General features: G+C 67.8%; 17 protein-coding genes and 1 tRNA gene. 7 read left to right on the top strand and 11 right to left on the bottom strand.

Translation table 11 applies throughout. From position 1 onward, the window contains the following. Positions 1–59: 59 nt before the first annotated feature. On the top strand, positions 60–518 hold the full coding sequence (locus F784_RS26255) for a hypothetical protein (protein ID WP_211211903.1): 459 nt from the start codon (positions 60–62) through the stop codon (positions 516–518). On the opposite strand, the gene F784_RS0113945 is transcribed toward F784_RS26255, so the two are convergent. Beyond that, entirely contained in the window at positions 444–1,643 is a 1,200-nt protein-coding gene (locus tag F784_RS0113945) for an O-antigen ligase family protein (protein WP_019587345.1), read from the bottom strand. The genes F784_RS26255 and F784_RS0113945 overlap by 75 nt on opposite strands. A gap of 63 nt (positions 1,644–1,706) precedes the next feature. Then, a tRNA-Glu gene (locus F784_RS0113940) sits at positions 1,707–1,781 on the bottom strand. 261 nt (positions 1,782–2,042) lie between these two features. Here F784_RS0113940 and gmd point away from each other — a divergent pair. The 3 genes from gmd to F784_RS0113925 all read left to right on the top strand — a co-directional run bounded on the left by gmd (position 2,043) and on the right by F784_RS0113925 (position 5,628). After that, positions 2,043–3,104 carry a GDP-mannose 4,6-dehydratase gene (gene gmd, locus F784_RS0113935; RefSeq protein ID WP_019587344.1) on the top strand — a complete coding sequence of 354 codons (1,062 nt, stop codon included), beginning with the start codon at positions 2,043–2,045 and terminating at the stop codon, positions 3,102–3,104. Positions 3,105–3,111: 7 nt separating this feature from the next. Further along, a complete protein-coding gene (locus F784_RS0113930; protein WP_019587343.1) occupies positions 3,112–4,065 on the top strand; it encodes a GDP-L-fucose synthase family protein in 954 nt (317 codons plus the stop codon). A gap of 135 nt (positions 4,066–4,200) precedes the next feature. Beyond that, on the top strand, positions 4,201–5,628 hold the full coding sequence (locus tag F784_RS0113925; protein WP_019587342.1) for a phosphoglucomutase/phosphomannomutase family protein: 1,428 nt from the start codon (positions 4,201–4,203) through the stop codon (positions 5,626–5,628). A gap of 64 nt (positions 5,629–5,692) precedes the next feature. On the opposite strand, the gene lpdA is transcribed toward F784_RS0113925, so the two are convergent. The 9 genes from lpdA to F784_RS0113875 form a co-directional block, all read right to left on the bottom strand. Continuing rightward, complete coding sequence (gene lpdA, locus F784_RS0113920) at positions 5,693–7,099, bottom strand: dihydrolipoyl dehydrogenase (RefSeq protein WP_019587341.1); 1,407 nt, start codon at positions 7,097–7,099, stop codon at positions 5,693–5,695. A gap of 72 nt (positions 7,100–7,171) precedes the next feature. Further along, on the bottom strand, positions 7,172–8,119 hold the full coding sequence (locus F784_RS0113915) for a pseudouridine-5'-phosphate glycosidase (RefSeq protein WP_019587340.1): 948 nt from the start codon (positions 8,117–8,119) through the stop codon (positions 7,172–7,174). After that, on the bottom strand, positions 8,116–9,267 hold the full coding sequence (locus F784_RS23195) for a carbohydrate kinase (RefSeq protein WP_019587339.1): 1,152 nt from the start codon (positions 9,265–9,267) through the stop codon (positions 8,116–8,118). The genes F784_RS0113915 and F784_RS23195 overlap by 4 nt, the downstream gene beginning before the upstream one ends. A 290-nt stretch (positions 9,268–9,557) precedes the next feature. Further along, a complete protein-coding gene (locus tag F784_RS0113905; protein WP_019587338.1) occupies positions 9,558–10,391 on the bottom strand; it encodes an HpcH/HpaI aldolase/citrate lyase family protein in 834 nt (277 codons plus the stop codon). A gap of 97 nt (positions 10,392–10,488) precedes the next feature. Further along, on the bottom strand, positions 10,489–10,677 hold the full coding sequence (locus tag F784_RS0113895) for a hypothetical protein (RefSeq protein WP_019587336.1): 189 nt from the start codon (positions 10,675–10,677) through the stop codon (positions 10,489–10,491). A 41-nt stretch (positions 10,678–10,718) separates the two neighbouring features. Next, positions 10,719–11,102 carry a VOC family protein gene (locus F784_RS0113890; RefSeq protein ID WP_026332480.1) on the bottom strand — a complete coding sequence of 128 codons (384 nt, stop codon included), beginning with the start codon at positions 11,100–11,102 and terminating at the stop codon, positions 10,719–10,721. Between the two features lie 69 nt (positions 11,103–11,171). Next, positions 11,172–11,690 (bottom strand): DinB family protein, encoded by a 519-nt coding sequence (locus F784_RS0113885; protein WP_019587334.1) that lies wholly within the window; start codon positions 11,688–11,690, stop codon positions 11,172–11,174. Between the two features lie 31 nt (positions 11,691–11,721). Beyond that, positions 11,722–12,228 carry a GNAT family N-acetyltransferase gene (locus F784_RS23190; RefSeq protein WP_019587333.1) on the bottom strand — a complete coding sequence of 169 codons (507 nt, stop codon included), beginning with the start codon at positions 12,226–12,228 and terminating at the stop codon, positions 11,722–11,724. After that, entirely contained in the window at positions 12,225–13,112 is an 888-nt protein-coding gene (locus F784_RS0113875) for an RIO1 family regulatory kinase/ATPase domain-containing protein (protein ID WP_019587332.1), read from the bottom strand. The genes F784_RS23190 and F784_RS0113875 overlap by 4 nt, the downstream gene beginning before the upstream one ends. A gap of 431 nt (positions 13,113–13,543) precedes the next feature. Here F784_RS0113875 and F784_RS0113870 point away from each other — a divergent pair, with 431 nt between their 5' ends. The 3 genes from F784_RS0113870 (at position 13,544) to F784_RS0113860 (ending at position 16,926) form a co-directional block, all read left to right on the top strand. Further along, the gene (locus F784_RS0113870) at positions 13,544–14,512 is read left to right on the top strand and encodes a magnesium transporter CorA family protein (protein ID WP_019587331.1); all 969 of its coding nucleotides are present in this window, start codon (positions 13,544–13,546) and stop codon (positions 14,510–14,512) included. A 222-nt stretch (positions 14,513–14,734) separates the two neighbouring features. Beyond that, positions 14,735–16,612, top strand: a complete 1,878-nt coding sequence (locus F784_RS0113865; RefSeq protein ID WP_083939224.1) for a RecQ family ATP-dependent DNA helicase — start codon at positions 14,735–14,737, stop codon at positions 16,610–16,612. Between the two features lie 107 nt (positions 16,613–16,719). Beyond that, positions 16,720–16,926: a DUF2795 domain-containing protein gene (locus F784_RS0113860; protein WP_019587329.1), complete on the top strand. Its 207-nt coding sequence runs from the start codon at positions 16,720–16,722 to the stop codon at positions 16,924–16,926. Positions 16,927–16,977: the final 51 nt, after the last annotated feature.

Here is a 16,977-nt window from a genome sequence, read left to right as displayed (position 1 = left end):
CTGGCCAGAAGTTTGTGACCCCTTCCCGGAGTTCTCTCTGGAAGGGACCCGTCAATCTGGTGCGGGAGCCTTCGCCGGGTTGGACGGTGCATGGCCTGGCTCCCGCCGCCAGTGACGGTGTAAATCTCTACCGGAATATGACGGTGCCTGTCGCCTGGGTGGAGGGAAAGGTTCACACCGGCGTGTATGGCCTGTACGGGGAGGCAAGTCTGGGGGGCTGCACCTCACTCACCGTCACCCTGGGGACGCAGACGACCACACTGCGGGGCAAGGGCTACCCCGCCTTCGCGCTGTCTGCGCCCCTGCCTGCTGACCGGACGGCCATCGCCCTTCAGGCCCAGTGTCCCCCGGGTCAGCTGGGGAGCCTGCGGCTGTACGGCCTCTCCATCTACCGGATTTCCCCACAAGCGGCCTCACCGCTGGAGCACTGGAGTGCCGCAGCATTAGCGCTGATCCTCATGTTGGCCCTCTTCCGTGGATTGAAGTTGGGTGGGCCTGCGAAGGCGGGGCGACAGTAATGCGACACCAGCCACTACCCACCACAACTCCGCGAAGTGCTGGCTGGGCAGGGCGATCACCACATCCACCACGTTCATGGCCGTGAAGCCGAAGAGAACGCTGATGATAAAGGGGTCATGGGAGAGGACGGCCTGCCACAGGGCATAGCCCATCACGGTCACGAGGCCCAGCAGACCAATCAGGCCCGTTTCCAGCAGCCAGTGCAGCCAGGCGTTGTGCGCGATCAGCCACACGCTGGACCAGCGGCTCACGGCCTTCGGGCAGGCAATGTCGTTGCGCTGGAGGGTCGGCGTGAGCTGGCAGCCATCCTTGTACAGGTAGGTCAGGTAAGGGCCGCCCTGGTAGGGGCCAACGCCGCCGACGGGAGAAGTCTGCCAGCCCAGCACGGCATCCCGCCAGACGTACTCACGCCCGGTGGTCTGATCGTTCAGCAGGCGTTCGACAGGTTTCAGCGGCAGGCTGAAGGTCATGCTCAGCGTCGCCAGTCCGAGGGCCAGTACCCCCAGCAGCAACACCCACAAACGGCGCTGCCGTCCCGCGAACGCCAGCGCCGCCAGGCTCCCCACCCCCAGCGTCAGCAGCGGCCCCCGGCTCCCGGCCGCCAGGAAGGTGGCGAGAGCGAGCAGTCCGGCGGGCAGGCGCCACCAAAGCCGTCCTCCTCTCCAAAACGCCGTGATCCAAAGGGCCACGACCGCTACCAGCCCCAGCGACACGATGTAGTAGTAGGGGTGCCCCAGACGGGACTGCACGCCTGCCAACCCTTGTGTGGCGAGCGTATATCCCCAGGCCGTCGCAAAAATGACCAGTTGTCCCCACAGGAGCGGCCTTAGGTTCCGGCTGTCCCGCAGGTACACGCCTACCGCGATCATCGCTAGGATCAGGAGTGTTCGAGCGGCGGCCAGCCCCAGCGAGAGCAGAGGCCTGGGTGTGAACAGCGCTGCGATCAGTTGCGTCCCCGCAAAGAAGAACAGGACGTACCGCGAGGTGAGGGGGAGAGTCCGCAACTTCCCGAGACAGGCGAACGCAGCCAAGTACAGCGGCGGAAAGATAGGCACGAGCGCGAGCAGCCAACTGACCCACTTCGGGGGAGTGAAGGCAGGCGAGTCGGCTGAGGGCGAAGTCACGCGCGCCAGTATAGGGAGCAGGCCTGAAAAAAGAAAAAACCCCCGCCAGAGCGGAGGCTTTCATGGTGACCCCAACGGGATTCGAACCCGTATCGCTACCTTGAAAGGGTAGTGTCCTAACCGTTAGACGATGGGGCCACACCACTTCAGCTGTGCTTGCGCTCGCTGCCTTTCAAGGGGCGCCCTGTTCGGGCACGCACGGAAGAATAGCCCAGGGTCGGGGAACCGTCAACTGCACGCGGCGGTCTGAGGAGGGTGCGGAAACCGCTTTCACCCGCACGGGAAATTTGACGAAAGTTTAGCGTCGGGGTTCCTAAGCTGACGCGGCAGTGGGGTGTATAGGCCCCGGCCACCAGGCCCAATTAGAAACAGCCTCCCCACCCACAAGGAGCATGCACGATGAGCCACACCCCCACACGCAAGGCGCTGCTGACCGGGATCACCGGGCAGGACGGTTCGTACCTCACCGAGCTGCTGCTCGCCAAAGGGTACGAGGTCCACGGGATCATCCGCCGGGCCAGTTCCTTCAACACCGAGCGGATCGATCACCTGTACCAGGACAGCCATGAGGCAGACGCCCGGATGTTCCTGCACTACGGCGACCTGGCGGACAGCTCCAACCTGCGGGTGCTCGTCGAGCGCATCCAGCCCGACGAGGTCTACAACCTCGGCGCCCAGTCCCACGTCAAGGTGAGCTACGACCAGGCCGAGTACACCGCCGACGTGACGGGCCTCGGGACGCTGCGGCTGCTGGAAGCGATCCGCGACTACCGCGAGCGGACCGGGCACGGGGTGCGCTACTACCAGGCAAGCAGCTCGGAGATGTTCGGGGCCGCCCAGCCGCCCCAGGGCCTGCATACGCCCTTCCACCCCCGCAGCCCCTATGCGGTGGCGAAGGTGTATGCCTTCTGGCAGACGGTGAACCACCGCGAGGCTTACGACCTGTACGCCTGCAACGGTATTTTGTTCAACCACGAGTCGCCGCGCCGGGGTGAGACCTTCGTCACGCGCAAGATCACCCGGGCGGTGGGGCGCATCAAGGTGGGCCTCCAGAAGAAGCTGTACCTGGGGAACCTGGAGGCGAAGCGCGACTGGGGCCACGCCCGCGACTATGTCGAGGCGATGTGGCTGATGCTGCAGCAGGACACGCCCCGCGACTACTGCATCGCCACGGGGGAGGCGTACAGCGTGCGGGAGTTCGCCGAGCGGGCCTTCGGGCGGGTGGGGCTGGACTACCGCGACTACGTGGAGATCGACCCTCGCTACTTCCGCCCCGCCGAGGTGGACTACCTGTTGGGCGACGCCGAGGAAACCCGCCGCGTCCTGGGCTGGACGCCGCGCACCAGCTTCGACCAGCTGGTCGAGGAGATGGTCGAGCACGACCTGGAACTCGCCCGGCAGGAGAAGACGCTGATCAATGCGGGGCACCAGATCGCGCTGCGCGGCATCGGGAACCAGTAGGAGCACTGTGGACAGGGGTTCGAAAATCTATGTGGCCGGGCACCGGGGCATGGTGGGGAGCGCAGTCGTCCGACGCCTCCAGGCCGAGGGCTACACCAACCTCGTCACCCGGGGGAGCCGGGAACTGGACCTGCGGAACCAGGCGGCGGTCAATGACTTCTTCGCCGGGGAACGCCCCGACATCGTCGTGCTGGCGGCGGCAAGAGTGGGCGGCATCCTTGCCAACAGCACCTATCCGGCGCAGTTCCTGTACGACAACCTGACCATCGCGGCCAACGTGATTCACGCCGCGCACGAGAACGGTGTCAGCAAGCTCCTCAACCTGGGGTCAAGCTGCATCTACCCCCGGATGGCGCCGCAGCCCCTCCAGGAGACCGCGCTGCTGACGGGACCCCTGGAGGAGACGAACCGGGCGTACGCCGTCGCCAAGATCGCGGCCATCGAGCTGTGCGACCACTACCGCACCCAGTACGGCGACGACTTCATCAGCGCGATGCCCACCAACCTCTACGGGCCGGGGGACAACTTCGACCTTCAGGGCTCGCACGTCCTGCCCGCCCTGATGCGGAAGATGGTGGACGCTCGGGAGTTGGGCGCCCCGCAGGTCGAGGTCTGGGGCAGCGGGCGGCCCATGCGCGAGTTCCTGTATGCGGACGACCTGGCCGACGCCTGCCTGTTCTTGCTGCAACACGTTTCAGTGCCCGGCCCCATCAACGTGGGCACGGGTGAGGACCTGAGCATCCGGGAGCTGGCCGAGCTAATCCGCGAGGTGGTGGGGTACGAGGGCGAACTGGTCTTCGATCCCAGCAAGCCGGACGGCACGCCGCGCAAGTTGCTCGATGTGTCCCGGCTCGCCGCGCTGGGTTGGACTGCCCGCACGGGACTGCGTGAGGGCATCGAGAAGACGCTGGCCTGGTATATCCAGGCGCGCCGGGAAGCCTCCGCGGAACTCAGGAGCTGAGCCGCAGGCTGTGGAAGCCGGTTGGCCTCGGGCTTCCGGGCCAGCCGTGGTCTTTTTCGTCCTGAGGTCCCCCGGAGGGTCAACAGTTAGTCAGACCTGCCCTGCTACAGTCCGGGGAACGGAGTGAGTTGACCTATGCCCATCAAATTCGGAACCGACGGCTGGCGGGACATCATTGCCGAGGACTTCACCTACGCGAACGTCCGGTTGGTCGCACGGGCCCATGCCCAGGCGCTGCGGGGAGCGGGCGGACAGTCCGTCGTGGTGGGCTACGACACGCGCTTCCAGGGGGCGGGCTTCGCGCGGGTGGTGGCCGAGGTCATGGCCCAGGAGGGGCTGCGGGTCCTGCTCGCCCGGGAGTTCCTACCCACCCCGGCCCTGTCGTTCGCCGTGGTGCATCACGGGGCGGCGGGCGGCGTGATGATCACCGCCTCGCACAACCCGCCGCAGTACAGCGGCTACAAGATCAAGGGGGCTTACGGGGGAAGCGCGACGCCCGCCATCGTGGCCGGGATTGAGGCGGCGCTGCAACACCCGGAGGTGTACGACGGCCTGGCGGGAAGCATCGAACCGCTGGACATCCGCAAGGCGTACTACGCGCAGCTCGACCGTCAGCTCGATCTGGACACGCTGCGGAGCTACCGGGGAACGGTCATACACGACGCGATGGGCGGGGCGGGGTGCGGCTGGCTGACCGGCTATGCACGGCACGCTGGGCTGAACGTGGATCTGCGCGAGTTGCATGGGCGGCCTGACCCCCTCTTCCACGGGGTCAACCCCGAGCCGATTCCGCAGAGCCTGGGCGAACTGATGGGGCTGCTGGCAGACGAGACGGGGACGACGCTGGGTGTGGTGACCGACGGGGACGCCGACCGGGTAGGGGCGGTAACGGCGGGCGGGCGGTTCTTCAACAGCCACCAGATTTTCGCGGTTCTGCTGCGGCACCTGCACGGGCGGGGCCTGCGCGGGCGCGTGGTTAAGACCGTGTCGGGCAGCCGGGTGATCGAACTCCTGGCCCGGAGGCTGGGGCTCGACCTGCTGGAAACGCCGGTCGGCTTCAAGTACATCACCGACGCCTTTTTAGAGGGGCAGGCGGACGAATCGCTCGCCGTACTTATGGCGGGAGAGGAATCAGGCGGGCTGGCCTCGCGCGGGCACATTCCGGAGCGAGACGGTCTGCTCAACAGCCTGCTGATGATCGAGGCGATAGCGTCGAGCGGCAAGAGCCTGGATGAGCTGTTCGCCGAGATCGAGGCGGAGGTCGGCTTCCGGCACCACTACGACCGGAACGACCTGCACCTGAGCGCCGAGTTCGACAAGGGCAGGCTGATGAGCGAGGTGCAGCGGTACACCGAAGTGGCCGGTCACCGGGTCGAGGGCCGCAAGACCATCGACGGCGTGAAGCTGCTGCTGGCAGGCGGGGCCTCGGCCATGTTCCGCGCTTCGGGGACGGAGCCGGTGGTGCGGGTGTACGTCGAGGCGCAGACACCGGAGGACGTGCGGGCCATCCTGGGTGAGGCGACGCGGCGGGTCCTCGCGCTGGACGTGGGCCAGCTCGCCTGAGGGCCAAACAGGGAGGGGCGGGAAAGCGTTGGCTCCCGCCCCTCCCTCTCTTTCTGACTGCTCCCTACATATGCAGCGAACGCTTGTCCGTCGCCAGCGCCGCTTCCTTCACCACTTCGCTCAGGGTGGGGTGGGCGTGGACGGTGCGGGCGAGGTCTTCCGCGCTGCCGCCAAATTCCATCAGGGTGACCGTCTCACCGATGAGTTCAGAGACGTTGGGGCCAACCATGTGGACGCCGATGATCTTGTCGGTGTCGGCGTCCGCCACAACCTTGACGAAGCCTCGGGGGTCGCCGTGGCCCAGCGCGCGCCCGTTGGCGCTGAAGGGGAACTGCCCGGCCTTGACGTTCAGGCCCTTCTCCCTCGCCTGCTTTTCCGTCAGGCCCGCCCAGGCGATCTCGGGGCTGGTGTAGATCACCCAGGGAATCACGTCGTAATTCACGTGCCCGGCCTGCCCGGCGAGGAGTTCGGCAACGGCCACGCCCTCCTCCTCGGCCTTGTGAGCGAGCATCGCGCCACCGACCACATCGCCGATGGCATAGACCCCGGGGAGGTTGGTGCGGTAGTGGCCGTCCACCTTCACGAAGCCGCGCTCGTCGAGTTCCAGGCCGACAGCCTCGGCGCCCAGGCCCCTGGTGTTGGGCACCCGCCCGATGGAGACGATCAACTTGTCAAACTGCGCGGTGACCGTGTTGCCCTTCTCCTCGTAGGTGACGGTCACGCCGGAGTCGCTTTGCTGGACTTCCGTGATCTTCACGCCGAAGTGGAACTCCAGGCCCTGCTTCTGGAACTGCTTGAGGGCCTCCTTGCTCACGGCCTCGTCGGCGGCCATCAGGAAGCCGGGGAGGGCCTCCAGGATGGTGACCTGCGCGCCCAAGCGGCGCCAAACGCTGCCCAGCTCCACGCCAATCACGCCCGCGCCGATAATGCCGAGCCGTCCCGGTACCTGCTCGAAGGCGAGGGCGCCGCTGTTCTCGACGATGTTCTCGCCGAAGGGGGCACCGGGCAGTTCGCGCGGGTTGCTGCCCGTCGCCACGATCACGTTCTTCGCGTGGACCTCGGTCCCGGCGGCGTCCACGATCCAGCCGTCACCGTCTTGGCGCACGAGGCGTCCCAGGCCGTGGAAGCTCGTCACCTTGTTCTTGCGGAACAGGAAGGCGACGCCACCCGTCAGCTTGTCCACCACGCTCTCCTTGCGGCCCAGCATCTTCGTCAGGTCCACGCGGGCGCCCTCGACCTGGATGCCGTGCTCCTGCGCCTCGTGGTTGATCATCTCGAAGCGCTCGCTGGAGTCGAGCAGCGCCTTGCTGGGGATACAGCCCACATTGAGGCAGGTGCCGCCCAGGCTGGCCTTGCCGTTCCGCTCGAAGGCGTCCACGCAGGCAGTCTTGAAGCCGAGTTGCGCGGCGCGAATAGCGGCCACGTACCCGGCGGGGCCGCCCCCAATCACCACTACATCGTAAGAGTCCATAACCGTTCCCGAGCCTACCACCCCCTTCTCATGCGGATTGCGGCGCGTTCCCGGTGGAGGGACAGCTCAGGCTCAGCCCTGCAGCATCGCGTACTCGGCTGCCACCCGCGCCGCCACCGCCGCGTTGTGCCGCACGAGGGCAATGTTCGCCGTGAGGCTGCGGCCCCCCGTGATCTCCACGATCCGGCCCAGCAGGTACGGCGTCGTCTCCTTGCCCGTCAGGCCGAGCGCCGCCATATCGGCCAGCGCCTGCTCTATGTGCGGGGTGATCTCGGAGGTGGGAATCTCGGCCTCGGCGGGAATGGGGTTGGCGAGGAGGACTCCGCCCGTCAGGCCGAGCGTCCATTTGGCGTGAAGCACGCGGGCGGCCTCGGCGGGCGCTGCTACGGTGAGGGGGGAGGCAAATCCGCTCTGGCGCGAGTAGAAGGCTGGGAACTCCTCGCTTCCCAGCGTGATCGCCGGGACACCCTGCGTCTCCAGCACTTCCAGCGTCAGGCCGATGTCGAGGATGCTCTTGACCCCCGCGCTGACCACGCACACGTCCGTCCGGGCGAGTTCGGTGAGGTCGGCGCTCACGTCCATCGTCTCGCCCGCGCCCCGGTGGACGCCGCCCGTCCCACCCGTGGCGAAGACCCGGATGCCCGCGAGCGAGGCGATCCGCATGGTGGAGGCCACGGTGGTCGCCCCGTGCCTGCCGAGCGCGACGGTGACGGGCAGGTCGCGGGTGCTGATCTTCTGCACGCTCCGGTCGGTCGCCAGCACCTCCAGCTCGTCGGGGGTCAGGCCGACCTTCAGGCGCCCGCCCAACACGGCGATGGTGGCGGGCGTGGCGCCGTGCTCACGCACGACGGCCTCCACGCCGCGCGCCATCTCCACATTCTGCGGGTACGGCATTCCGTGGCTGATGATGGTGCTTTCGAGCGCCACGACGGGAGCACCGCTTTCGAGCGCGGCACCGACCTCGGGGTGGATGTCCATGAGGGCGAGAACTTCGGGGCGGATGGGAACGGAGGTGGTCATGGGGACTCCTGCGGGGTGATGCGGGGACTTGAGGGTTGAGTCGATTCCAGCCGCGCCTTGACCGTGGCCGGAGTCAGGATGGGGGAGACGGCGTGGCTGCTCTCGACGGTGAGGGCAGCGGCGGCGTGGCCGTGGCGGGCGGCCTCGGCAGGGGAGTGACCGGCCAGGAGGGCGGCCAGGTATGCGGCGAGCATCGCGTCCCCCGCGCCGGTCACATCGGCGACCTGGGCGGGGAGGGTGGGAAGGTCGGTCACCCCGTCCGGGGTGGAGAGCAGGCTGCCCCACTCGCCCCGCCGGACCCAGACGGTCTGCACTCCCCGCGCGTGGAGTTGACCTGCCGCCTCAGCGAGGGCTCGTGGTGTATTGGGGACCTCCCGGCCGACCAGGGCCGCGAGTTCGGCGACGTTCGGCGTGACGGTGTGCGGCGCGAGTCCTGCCTCCAGGGCCGGGAGAAGACGCGCCGCCTTGGGCATGCTGACCGGCTCGAAGATGACCGGCGTGCCCCCCTGGGTGCAGAGGGTCAGCAGGTGCGTCAGGGTTTGCGCGCTGAGGTTGCCATCCGCGATTACCCACGAGGCGCCGCGTAGCACTCCCCGCCGATCATTCAACGCAGCGGGAGTCAGGGCGTCGGTCGCCCCCATCGCCGCCACCGCGATGATCAGTTCCCCATGCTCGTCGAGAACGGCGGTATAGGTGCCGGTGGGACTGTCCAGGCGGAGCACGTCCCGCACGTCCACGCCCGCGGCCTCGGTCTCGCGCAGCAGCAGGTCGCCGTTCGGGTCCCGGCCGACGGCGGCGATCAGGTGGGTGGGGACGCCCAGCCGCGCCAAGTTTTCCGCGATGTTACGGGCCACACCGCCCGGGGCCTGGGTCGTCGCGCCGGGGTTGCTGGTGCCGGGCACGGCAGGGGCGAGGGTGCGGGCCTTCACGTCCAGGTTCGCGCCACCCACCGCGACCACGCGGGGTTCGTTGTCCGGCGCAACTACGTAGCCGCGGCCCAGCAAGAAGCCCTTGCGGGTCAGGTTGCTGACGTGGACGTTGACTGCCGCGCGGGAGGTTCCCAGGCGCCGGGCGAGGTCCTCCGGTGAGCTGAGCGGGGACTCACGGATCAGGCGCAGGAGGTCTCGCTCACGGTCAGTCAGAGGCATGGCTTAAGTAGAGTAAAAGGACTTAGTATGTTTAAGCAAGGGGCAGGATGTTTTGATGCAGATTGCCCAGCCCCCGACCCCAGAGGGGCGAGGGGAGCTTTCCGCAGCGCTCGGCAAGGGGCTCTCCCACCGCGCCTGTGGCCGTCTTCCTTAACGCGGAATATTTGATCTTGTTGTGTTCCAAGCCGCGGGCCCACCGTCTCGCTGCGCGAGCAAGGCGGGGTGAAGGCTGTGCGAACTCTGCCCATGGTTGGGAACTGGCCGTCCGCAGTAGACGGTTTTGAAAAGCTTCAGCTTGGATTGGTCTTTGTAGCTCTCCAAAGGTCGAGGACTTCCTGGGCTTCGTCCACGTGCATCTGTTCGATGAGGACGCCGCGGTGGGTGGCGACGCTCTTGCCTTCCGCGCGGGCCTGTTCCCAGAGGCTGAGGAGGGCGCGGGCCTCCTCGGCTTCCTCGTCCGTCACGCCGAAGGTGGAGTTGGCGACCTCGATCTGGTCGGGATGGATGACGGTCTTCCCGGCGAAGCCCAGGGTGCGGCCCTGCTGGCATTCCCGGGTGAAGCCCTCCGAGTCGCGCACGTCGTTGAAGACGGCGTCCAGGGGAAGTTTGCTGTGGGCGCGGGCAGCCAGGACCACGGCCGACAGGGCGTGGAGCAGGGGCAGGCGGCTGGGGTCGGGGCGGGTTCTCAGCGACCGGGCGAGGTCGTTGGCGCCCACGATCAGGCCAGCCACGCCGGGAACCGCCGCGATCTCCGGGGCGCGCAGCACCCCTAGGGGCGTCTCGATCATAGGCCAGAGGGGCACGCGCAGGTGCAGGCCCGCGAGGACGGCGGGGTCCTCGGCCTTGGGCAGCACGATTCCGTCCACGCCGCCCAGGAGGGCCATCTCACGGTCGTCGTGTTCCCAGGGGGTGCCCAGACCGTTCACCCGCACGAACAGCGGGCCGGGCCAGCGCCAGGTCAGCGCCTGCCTCACGTTCTCCCGCGCCGCCTCCTTGTGCTCGGGCGCGATAGCGTCCTCCAGGTCGAGGATCACCGCGTCGGCGTTCAGGGTGCGGGCCTTTTCGGTGGCGCGGGGCTTGTCACCGGGCACGTAGAGAACGCTCCGCAGCGGCTTAACGCTCACGCTCGGTGTCCTGACGCCTGGGTTTCGCCGCACTTGACACCAGCAGGAAGGGCAGGAGGACGAGGAGGAACTGGAGGGGGCGCTTCATACCGCTAGGTTACTTGCCCGGCTCACGGACTTGGAGACCAGCGAATTGCAGGGCACGGGCAACAATCAAGGCCGTTTCCTCAAGGGTGAACGTCGTTCCCCCAGGGGGAGACCCGCTTTCAACCCCGTACTTGCCCTCCACCGTCTCGTTGACATAGAGCTGGTAGTCGGCGTTCGGGTGACGAATTTCCAGGGACATGCAGTTATGTTCGCTATCGTTCCCTACGACGAACTTCAGACTCACTCCAGCCCCCAGATGCTCGGCGGCGCCAGTTCCAGCACATTCCCCGCTGGGTCCTCGAAATACAGGCTCTCGCCCCGGTTGCCCCAGGCGTAGCGCGTCACCTTCAGGCCGTGCCCCTCCAGCCGCGCCTGCCAGGCGTCCGTCTCCTCCCGCGCGATTCCCAGGCAGGCGTGGCCGCCCGGTTTGCCTGCGTGCAGCGGCACATCGCCGGGCTGCGCGCTCGCCGCCGGGTCGAAGATCAAGAGCATGGAGCCTTCCAGCCGGTAGAAGAGGTGCCGCCCCGCCATCTTCCCGAAGAGGCTGAGGCCCAGAACGCCCGAGTAGAACGCCTCGGCGGCCTCCAGATCGTCCACGTACAGGCAGGTTTCGAGGGCGCGCATGGGGAAAGTGTAGGCATTTGACAGCGAAAAACCGGCCACAAGGGGGATGTCCGGCGGGTGGCGGCCTCCTCACTGTGCGGGCAGGTAGTTCAGCAGGTCGAGGAAGGGCGGCTTGACGCCCGAAAGTCGCAGTAACGTGGCGATCTGTGCGGTGTGCCGCATCTCGTGGATCATGACGTGCCACAGCAGGCCATCCACCGTGAAGTGCTCCTCGCCTCTCGATCCGTTCACCGTGACCTGCCGCGCCAGTTCCTCGGGAGTCAGGGTGCCCAGGTAACCGAGGGTGCTGGCCTCCACGGCCTGCCAATAGGTCAGGAGCGAACTCAACGGCACCTGAGCGAAGTACGGCCCGTCCTGAGCACCGGCCACCTCGGGGACTCGATCCCAGACGGGCTGGTCCCTCAGGATGTCCTCGTGGAGCCAGGAGTCCTCCACGGCGGGGATGTGCAGCACCAGGTCCTTGATGCAGTGGAAGCGCGCGCCGTCCAGCAGTGGGCGGGAAAGAAGGTCATCCGGGGTGACTTCCAGTGAAGTCCACAGGTCGCGCCGCGGACGCACCAGATAGTTGTAGGTTTCGGACAGATTCATGGGTTCCACTCCAGGGGGAGAGGGGCCGCGCTCAGGCGGGCATCTCCAGCCCCGCGTAGGAGCTGAGGTCACTTCTCAGCGGGTAGACCATCGCCGCCGGGGTGTCTGGTCGCAGGCCAAACTCCCCTGCCCGGCGGAATCCGAAACGCGGGTAGTAATCCTCGTGCCCCCACAGCACCACCATCGGCTCAGGGCGACCACCCAGGCGGGCCAGCACGCTCCTGATGAGCGCGCTGCCGATGCCCCGCCGCTGGAAGTCGGGCAGGACGCTGAGGGGTCCCAGCAGCAGCACACGCCGGGGGCGTTCGGGATGCTCTGGGTCACCCCGCAGCTCGGTGGGCGCGACGATCACGTGGCCGACCACTTGACCTTCGACCTCGGCCACCAGCGAGAGGTCGGGGAGGAACCGGCCCGAGGCGTGAATCTCCCCGATCATCTCGTTCTCCCTGATGCCACCGTTGTACGTGAAGGCCAGGCGGGTCACCTCGGCGATGGTGGGAGTGTCGGCGGGGCGCTCGGGGCGGATATGCGGGTTCATGGCAGCAGCACGCGCGGCTTCGGCCCCTGCCCCCCGGCGCGGCGCTGCACCTCGCGCAGGGTAGCCTCGCCATCCGCCTGGATGCCGTGCTTGCGGAAGCTGGTGGCGAGGCTGTCGGCGTCGCGGCGCAGCAGGTCCCTGAAATTGGGGTTCTGACGGGTCGTGAGCTGGGGAAAGTCGATGATCGTCACGGTGTTCTCCCACCACAGGAGGTTGTAGGTGCTGTAGTCGCCGTGCGCGTAGCCCAGCCGCAGCAGGTCGGCCATCCCCCCCACGGCCTGGTCCCAGGCGTCCCGCGCTTCCTCGGGCGAGAGGGCGGCGTCGCTGAGACGGGGGGCGGGGGTGTCCTCGGCGCCGATCAGGCGCATCAGCACAGCGGGGGTGGTCTGCGCGTAGTCGTAGGGGTCGGGACCGACGAGCGGTTCGGGGACGTTCAGGCCCGCCCGCCACAGGTGCCACAGGTGCGCGTACTCGGCGATCACCCACCCGGCCTGGAGCATCTCCAGGCCCTTGCGGGAGCGGCCCTGCATCGCCTTGGCGGCGCGCTTGTCGAGGATGACCTGCCCCTCGCGGTACACGCCGTCGCGCTTGAAGGAGCGGGCTTCGAGTTCGCGGTAGAGCTTGAGCAGGACGCTGCCGCGTGGGCCGCGTGCCACGTACGCCGTGGCCTCCTTGCCGCTCTTGAGTTCGGCGACGACCTCGGTGATGTGCCCGAGTGTGGTCAGGCGGCGGATCAGGTCGTCGGTCTCGTCCCCGCCCTCGGAGTCGGGGGTCAGCGTGGCGAGGCGGCGCTTGCCAAGCGGTTTCTTGGCCTTGTGCTTGTGGCGGCGCTCGGGCAGGACATCGGCCCCCTCCAGCTCGTCATCGAGCCAGCGGGCGCTCAAGGTCGCCCCGTGGGCGCGTTAGGCCCGGATTGTTGCGGGGAAGGTGGCTGCGGAAGATGGTGCGGCAAGGTGGCTCCTGGATGCGGGGGCGAGAAGGCCTCGTTCAGTCGCGGTCAGGCTGACAATGGGGTTGATGTCGGTCATGCACAGCACCTCCTTCCGGTGTTGCCCCCACCGTAGCAGGTGAGGGAGGGGTGAGGAAGCGGGTCGGCGGTCAGTAAGCCATCCTGCTTAGTGAGGTCGCCTTCTGCCGAATGTGTTCAAAGAAGCCTCAAGGTCCTTTGTGCCCCACAGGGTGGAGAACTTGGTGAGCAACCTTTCCAATAACGGCAGCTATGACGGGGAAGGGGACGGTTCAAGGGAGGCGGTCGGCGCCGCAAGGGCCAGCGGCCCGGACACCGGCTGACTCTCCCCAGGAAGACCCTGGGGGCGTGAGGGTCCGTCCCTACCTTTTCGACGCCGACAGTAAGGACCGGGAGGTCCACCTGGACGCGGCGCTGGTGCACGGGCTCTCGGAACGCCAGCTCCTGTGGGTGGACGTGCTGGGCCGGGACGCGGCACAGATGAGGCGGTTGGGGGAACTGCTGCGCTTTCACCCGGGGGCGGTGCAGGACCTCGCCGACCCCAGCCCGCACCCGCAGGTCAGGAACTACGGGGACACCTTCCGGGTGGATGTGCAGGCGGTGCGAGAGCACAGAGGGCGGCTGGTCGGCGCCGAACTCAACATTGTGGTGGGGCCGGGCGCGCTGATGACCGTCCACGCGGAAGACATCCCCTTTCTGGAGGAGTTCACCGCGCAGGAGCGGAACAATGACAAGCTCGGCCAGCTCACGCCCGAGGCTTTTCTGGCGGCGCTCTTAAACTGGCACCTGACGAGTTACCTGCGCGAGGTCGAGGTTCTGGAGCGCCAACTGGACGGGCTGGACGAGGCCATCCTGGGGCGGCCCGAGCGCGGCGACTTCCTGGGTGACCTGGCAGCCTGCCGCCGCCAGGTGAGCGAGCTGCGAAGGCTCCTCACCGACCACCGCGATGTGTACGCGACACTCGCCCGGCCCGACTTCAAGGCCATCGAAGACAGCGCCTCGTCCGACTACTACGACGTTCTGGAGGACCGTTTCGAGCGGGCCCTGGCTTCCACCGAGGGGCTGCGCGAGGCGGTCCTGGGGTCCTTCGACCTCTACATGACGAGCCTGGGCCAGCGCACGAACGACACGATGCGTGTCCTGACGGTGGCGACCGTGTTGCTGGGGCTGTGGGCGCTCGTCGCCAGCCTGTTCGGAACGAACTTCCAGTTGCCCCTGGAGAAGACCGGCGTGCGCGGTTTTCTGGCGATGCTGGCCGCCCTGCTGCTGCTCTCCGCCCTTGTGATGTGGGCGGCCCGGCGACGGCGTTGGTGGTGAGGCGCCCGGTTGACGATTCCTTGAGCTGGGGCTTGGGAACGGCGAGGGTTAGGTAAAGCTTTCTTGCCTTATCCCGCAGTCATCGCCCGCCGCCCGCCGCGAGACTGGAACGCTGCCGTTTCTCCCAGCTGACCTTGACGGGGTGACCGGGAGGCCAGCCACAGCGAACCTTACCGCGTTGGCTGCCCAAGTCGGGTGGGCCGCGCGTGCAGGAAAGGACCCATGCCCAGACGAATCCGAGTCCACGTCCCCGAGCCCGAACCCGCCGTTCCCGAACCCCAACCCACGCCGTCCACCAGCGAAGCGGAAAAGGACAGCGCTAGGACCATTGAACCTGTCCCTGTCGCGGCCAGACCGGCGCCCGCTCCCGCTCACCCCGTGGCGGCGCCGGGCAACGAACGTGCTGGGACGAAGGTTGCCCGGCTCAGATCCAAAGGGGTCAAACCCACGGAGCCTGCCGCCAGACCCGCCAGGGGCATCCGGGGCGCCCAGCAGATCGCCCGGGAGGTGTTCGGCTACGACCAGTTGCACCCTGCCCAGAAGGAGGCCATCGCGTCCGTCCTGAAGGGCAGGGACACCCTCGCCATCATGCCGACCGGGAGCGGCAAGTCGGCGATCTACCAGGTCGCGGCGATGTCGCTGGGCGGCCCCACGGTGGTCGTCTCGCCCCTGATCGCCCTGCAACGCGATCAGGTGGAGGCGTTGGAGGAGAGCGCCCCCGGCCAGGCCGCCCTGGTCAACTCCACCCTGCGCCCCGCCGAGCGCGAGGAGACCCTGGAGGCGTTTACGGAGGGCGAGGTCGAGTTCCTCTTCCTGGCCCCCGAGCAGCTCGCCCACGCGGAGACCCTGGAACGGCTGCGCGCCGCTGAACCCTCGCTGTTCGTGGTGGACGAGGCGCACTGTGTCTCCGAGTGGGGCCACGACTTCCGGCCCGAGTACCTGCGGCTGGGCGTCGCGGTGGAGGCGCTGGGGCACCCCACGGTCCTGGCCCTCACCGCAACCGCCGCGCCCCCCGTGCGCGAGGAGATCGTCGAGCGGCTGGGGATGCGTGACCCACAAATTCTCGTGCGCGGCTTCGACCGCCCCAACATCCACCTCGGGGTGCGGCAGTTCGAGGACGCGGGGACCAAACGGACGGCGCTCCTGGAGGGCGTCGTCGTGGCCCCCAAGCCCGGCATCGTCTATGCCGCGACCCGCCGGAGCGCCGAGGAGTTCGCGCACGACCTGGGGGAGCGGGGCGTACGAGCGGCGGCCTATCACGCCGGGATGAACGCCCAGTCCCGGGAGGACGTGCAGGCGGCCTTCATGGCGGACGACCTGGAGGTGATCGTGGCGACCACGGCCTTCGGCATGGGCATCGACAAGCCGAACGTGCGCTTCGTGCATCACCTCGATCTCTCGGGCTCGGTGGACGCCTATTACCAGGAGATCGGCCGGGCGGGGCGGGACGGCGGGAACGCCGAGGCGACCCTCTTCTACACGCCGGGCGACCTGCGGCTGAGGCGCTTCTTCGCGGGGGGAACGCTGGTCGACGCCGATCAGGTCGAGACGGTGCTGCGGGCCGTGCGCGAACACGGCGAGCCCGTCGATCCGGCCGGGCTCGGGGAGGAGACCGGGCTCTCCCAGACCCGGCTGCTGAGCGCCGTGAACCGCCTGGAGGAGGTCGGCGCACTGGAGGTTCTGCCGGATGGCGAGGTGACCGCCGTGGAAGGGCTGGAGACGCCCGAGGTGGTGGCCCAGGCCGCGCTGGCCCAGGAGCACCGCCGCGCTTACGAACGCTCCCGGCTGGAGATGATGCGCGGGTATGCCGAGACGGGGGGCTGCCGCCGCGAGTTCCTGCTCAATTACTTCGGCGAGGAGTACCACCCTCCCTGCGGTCACTGCGACAACTGCCAGGCTGGGTTGGTGCAGGCCAATCAGAACGCCGACGACGTGCCCTTCGCCCTGGGCAGCCGCGTTGCCCACCCCACCCTTGGCGAGGGCCTGGTCATGCGCTACGAGGGCGGGAAGGTGACCGTGCTGTTCGACCAGCAGGGGTATCAGACGCTGGCCCTGCCGTTGGTGCTGGAAAACGGGCTGCTGGAGCCGGTGCAGGCCTGACGAGCTCCCCTCCGTTAAAGAAAAGGCCGCGTCGTCCTAAGCCGGTGTGAAGGTCCTTCAAGGCTTCCACCCATTCGCCCGCAGATAATCGACCCCAGGAGGGCAGCATGGCGAAGATCAACCCCATCCAGCTTCAGAAGCACCTCAAGGGCGTGAGCTACCCGGCGAGCAAGCAGGACCTGATGGACGCCGCCGAGGAGAACGGCGCGGACGACGATGTGCGCTCCATGCTCGACGAGCTCCCCGACGAGGAGTACGAGACGCCCGCCGCCGTCAATAAGGCGCTCGGCGGCGTGGACAGCGACGACGAGTAGGGTAACCGTGAGGGGGAGGGATAAGCCCGGTCGGCAACCCCTCCCCCTTAT

Source organism: Deinococcus apachensis DSM 19763, from assembly GCF_000381345.1.
GTDB classification, from domain to species: domain Bacteria; phylum Deinococcota; class Deinococci; order Deinococcales; family Deinococcaceae; genus Deinococcus; species Deinococcus apachensis.
This window is presented reverse-complemented; position numbering and strand designations above follow the sequence as displayed.

Excerpts from the sequence above, each read along its gene's own strand:
- gmd (WP_019587344.1), top strand. The coding sequence starts at position 2,043 with ATGAGCCACACCCCCACACGCAAGGCGCTGCTGACCGGGATCACCGGG.
- F784_RS0113925 (WP_019587342.1), top strand. The coding sequence starts at position 4,201 with ATGCCCATCAAATTCGGAACCGACGGCTGGCGGGACATCATTGCCGAG.
- lpdA (WP_019587341.1), bottom strand. The coding sequence starts at position 7,099 with ATGGACTCTTACGATGTAGTGGTGATTGGGGGCGGCCCCGCCGGGTAC.
- F784_RS0113915 (WP_019587340.1), bottom strand. The coding sequence starts at position 8,119 with ATGACCACCTCCGTTCCCATCCGCCCCGAAGTTCTCGCCCTCATGGAC.
- F784_RS23195 (WP_019587339.1), bottom strand. The coding sequence starts at position 9,267 with ATGCCTCTGACTGACCGTGAGCGAGACCTCCTGCGCCTGATCCGTGAG.
- F784_RS0113895 (WP_019587336.1), bottom strand. The coding sequence starts at position 10,677 with ATGTCCCTGGAAATTCGTCACCCGAACGCCGACTACCAGCTCTATGTC.
- F784_RS0113890 (WP_026332480.1), bottom strand. The coding sequence starts at position 11,102 with ATGCGCGCCCTCGAAACCTGCCTGTACGTGGACGATCTGGAGGCCGCC.
- F784_RS0113885 (WP_019587334.1), bottom strand. The coding sequence starts at position 11,690 with ATGAATCTGTCCGAAACCTACAACTATCTGGTGCGTCCGCGGCGCGAC.
- F784_RS23190 (WP_019587333.1), bottom strand. The coding sequence starts at position 12,228 with ATGAACCCGCATATCCGCCCCGAGCGCCCCGCCGACACTCCCACCATC.
- F784_RS0113865 (WP_083939224.1), top strand. The coding sequence starts at position 14,735 with ATGCCCAGACGAATCCGAGTCCACGTCCCCGAGCCCGAACCCGCCGTT.
- F784_RS0113860 (WP_019587329.1), top strand. The coding sequence starts at position 16,720 with ATGGCGAAGATCAACCCCATCCAGCTTCAGAAGCACCTCAAGGGCGTG.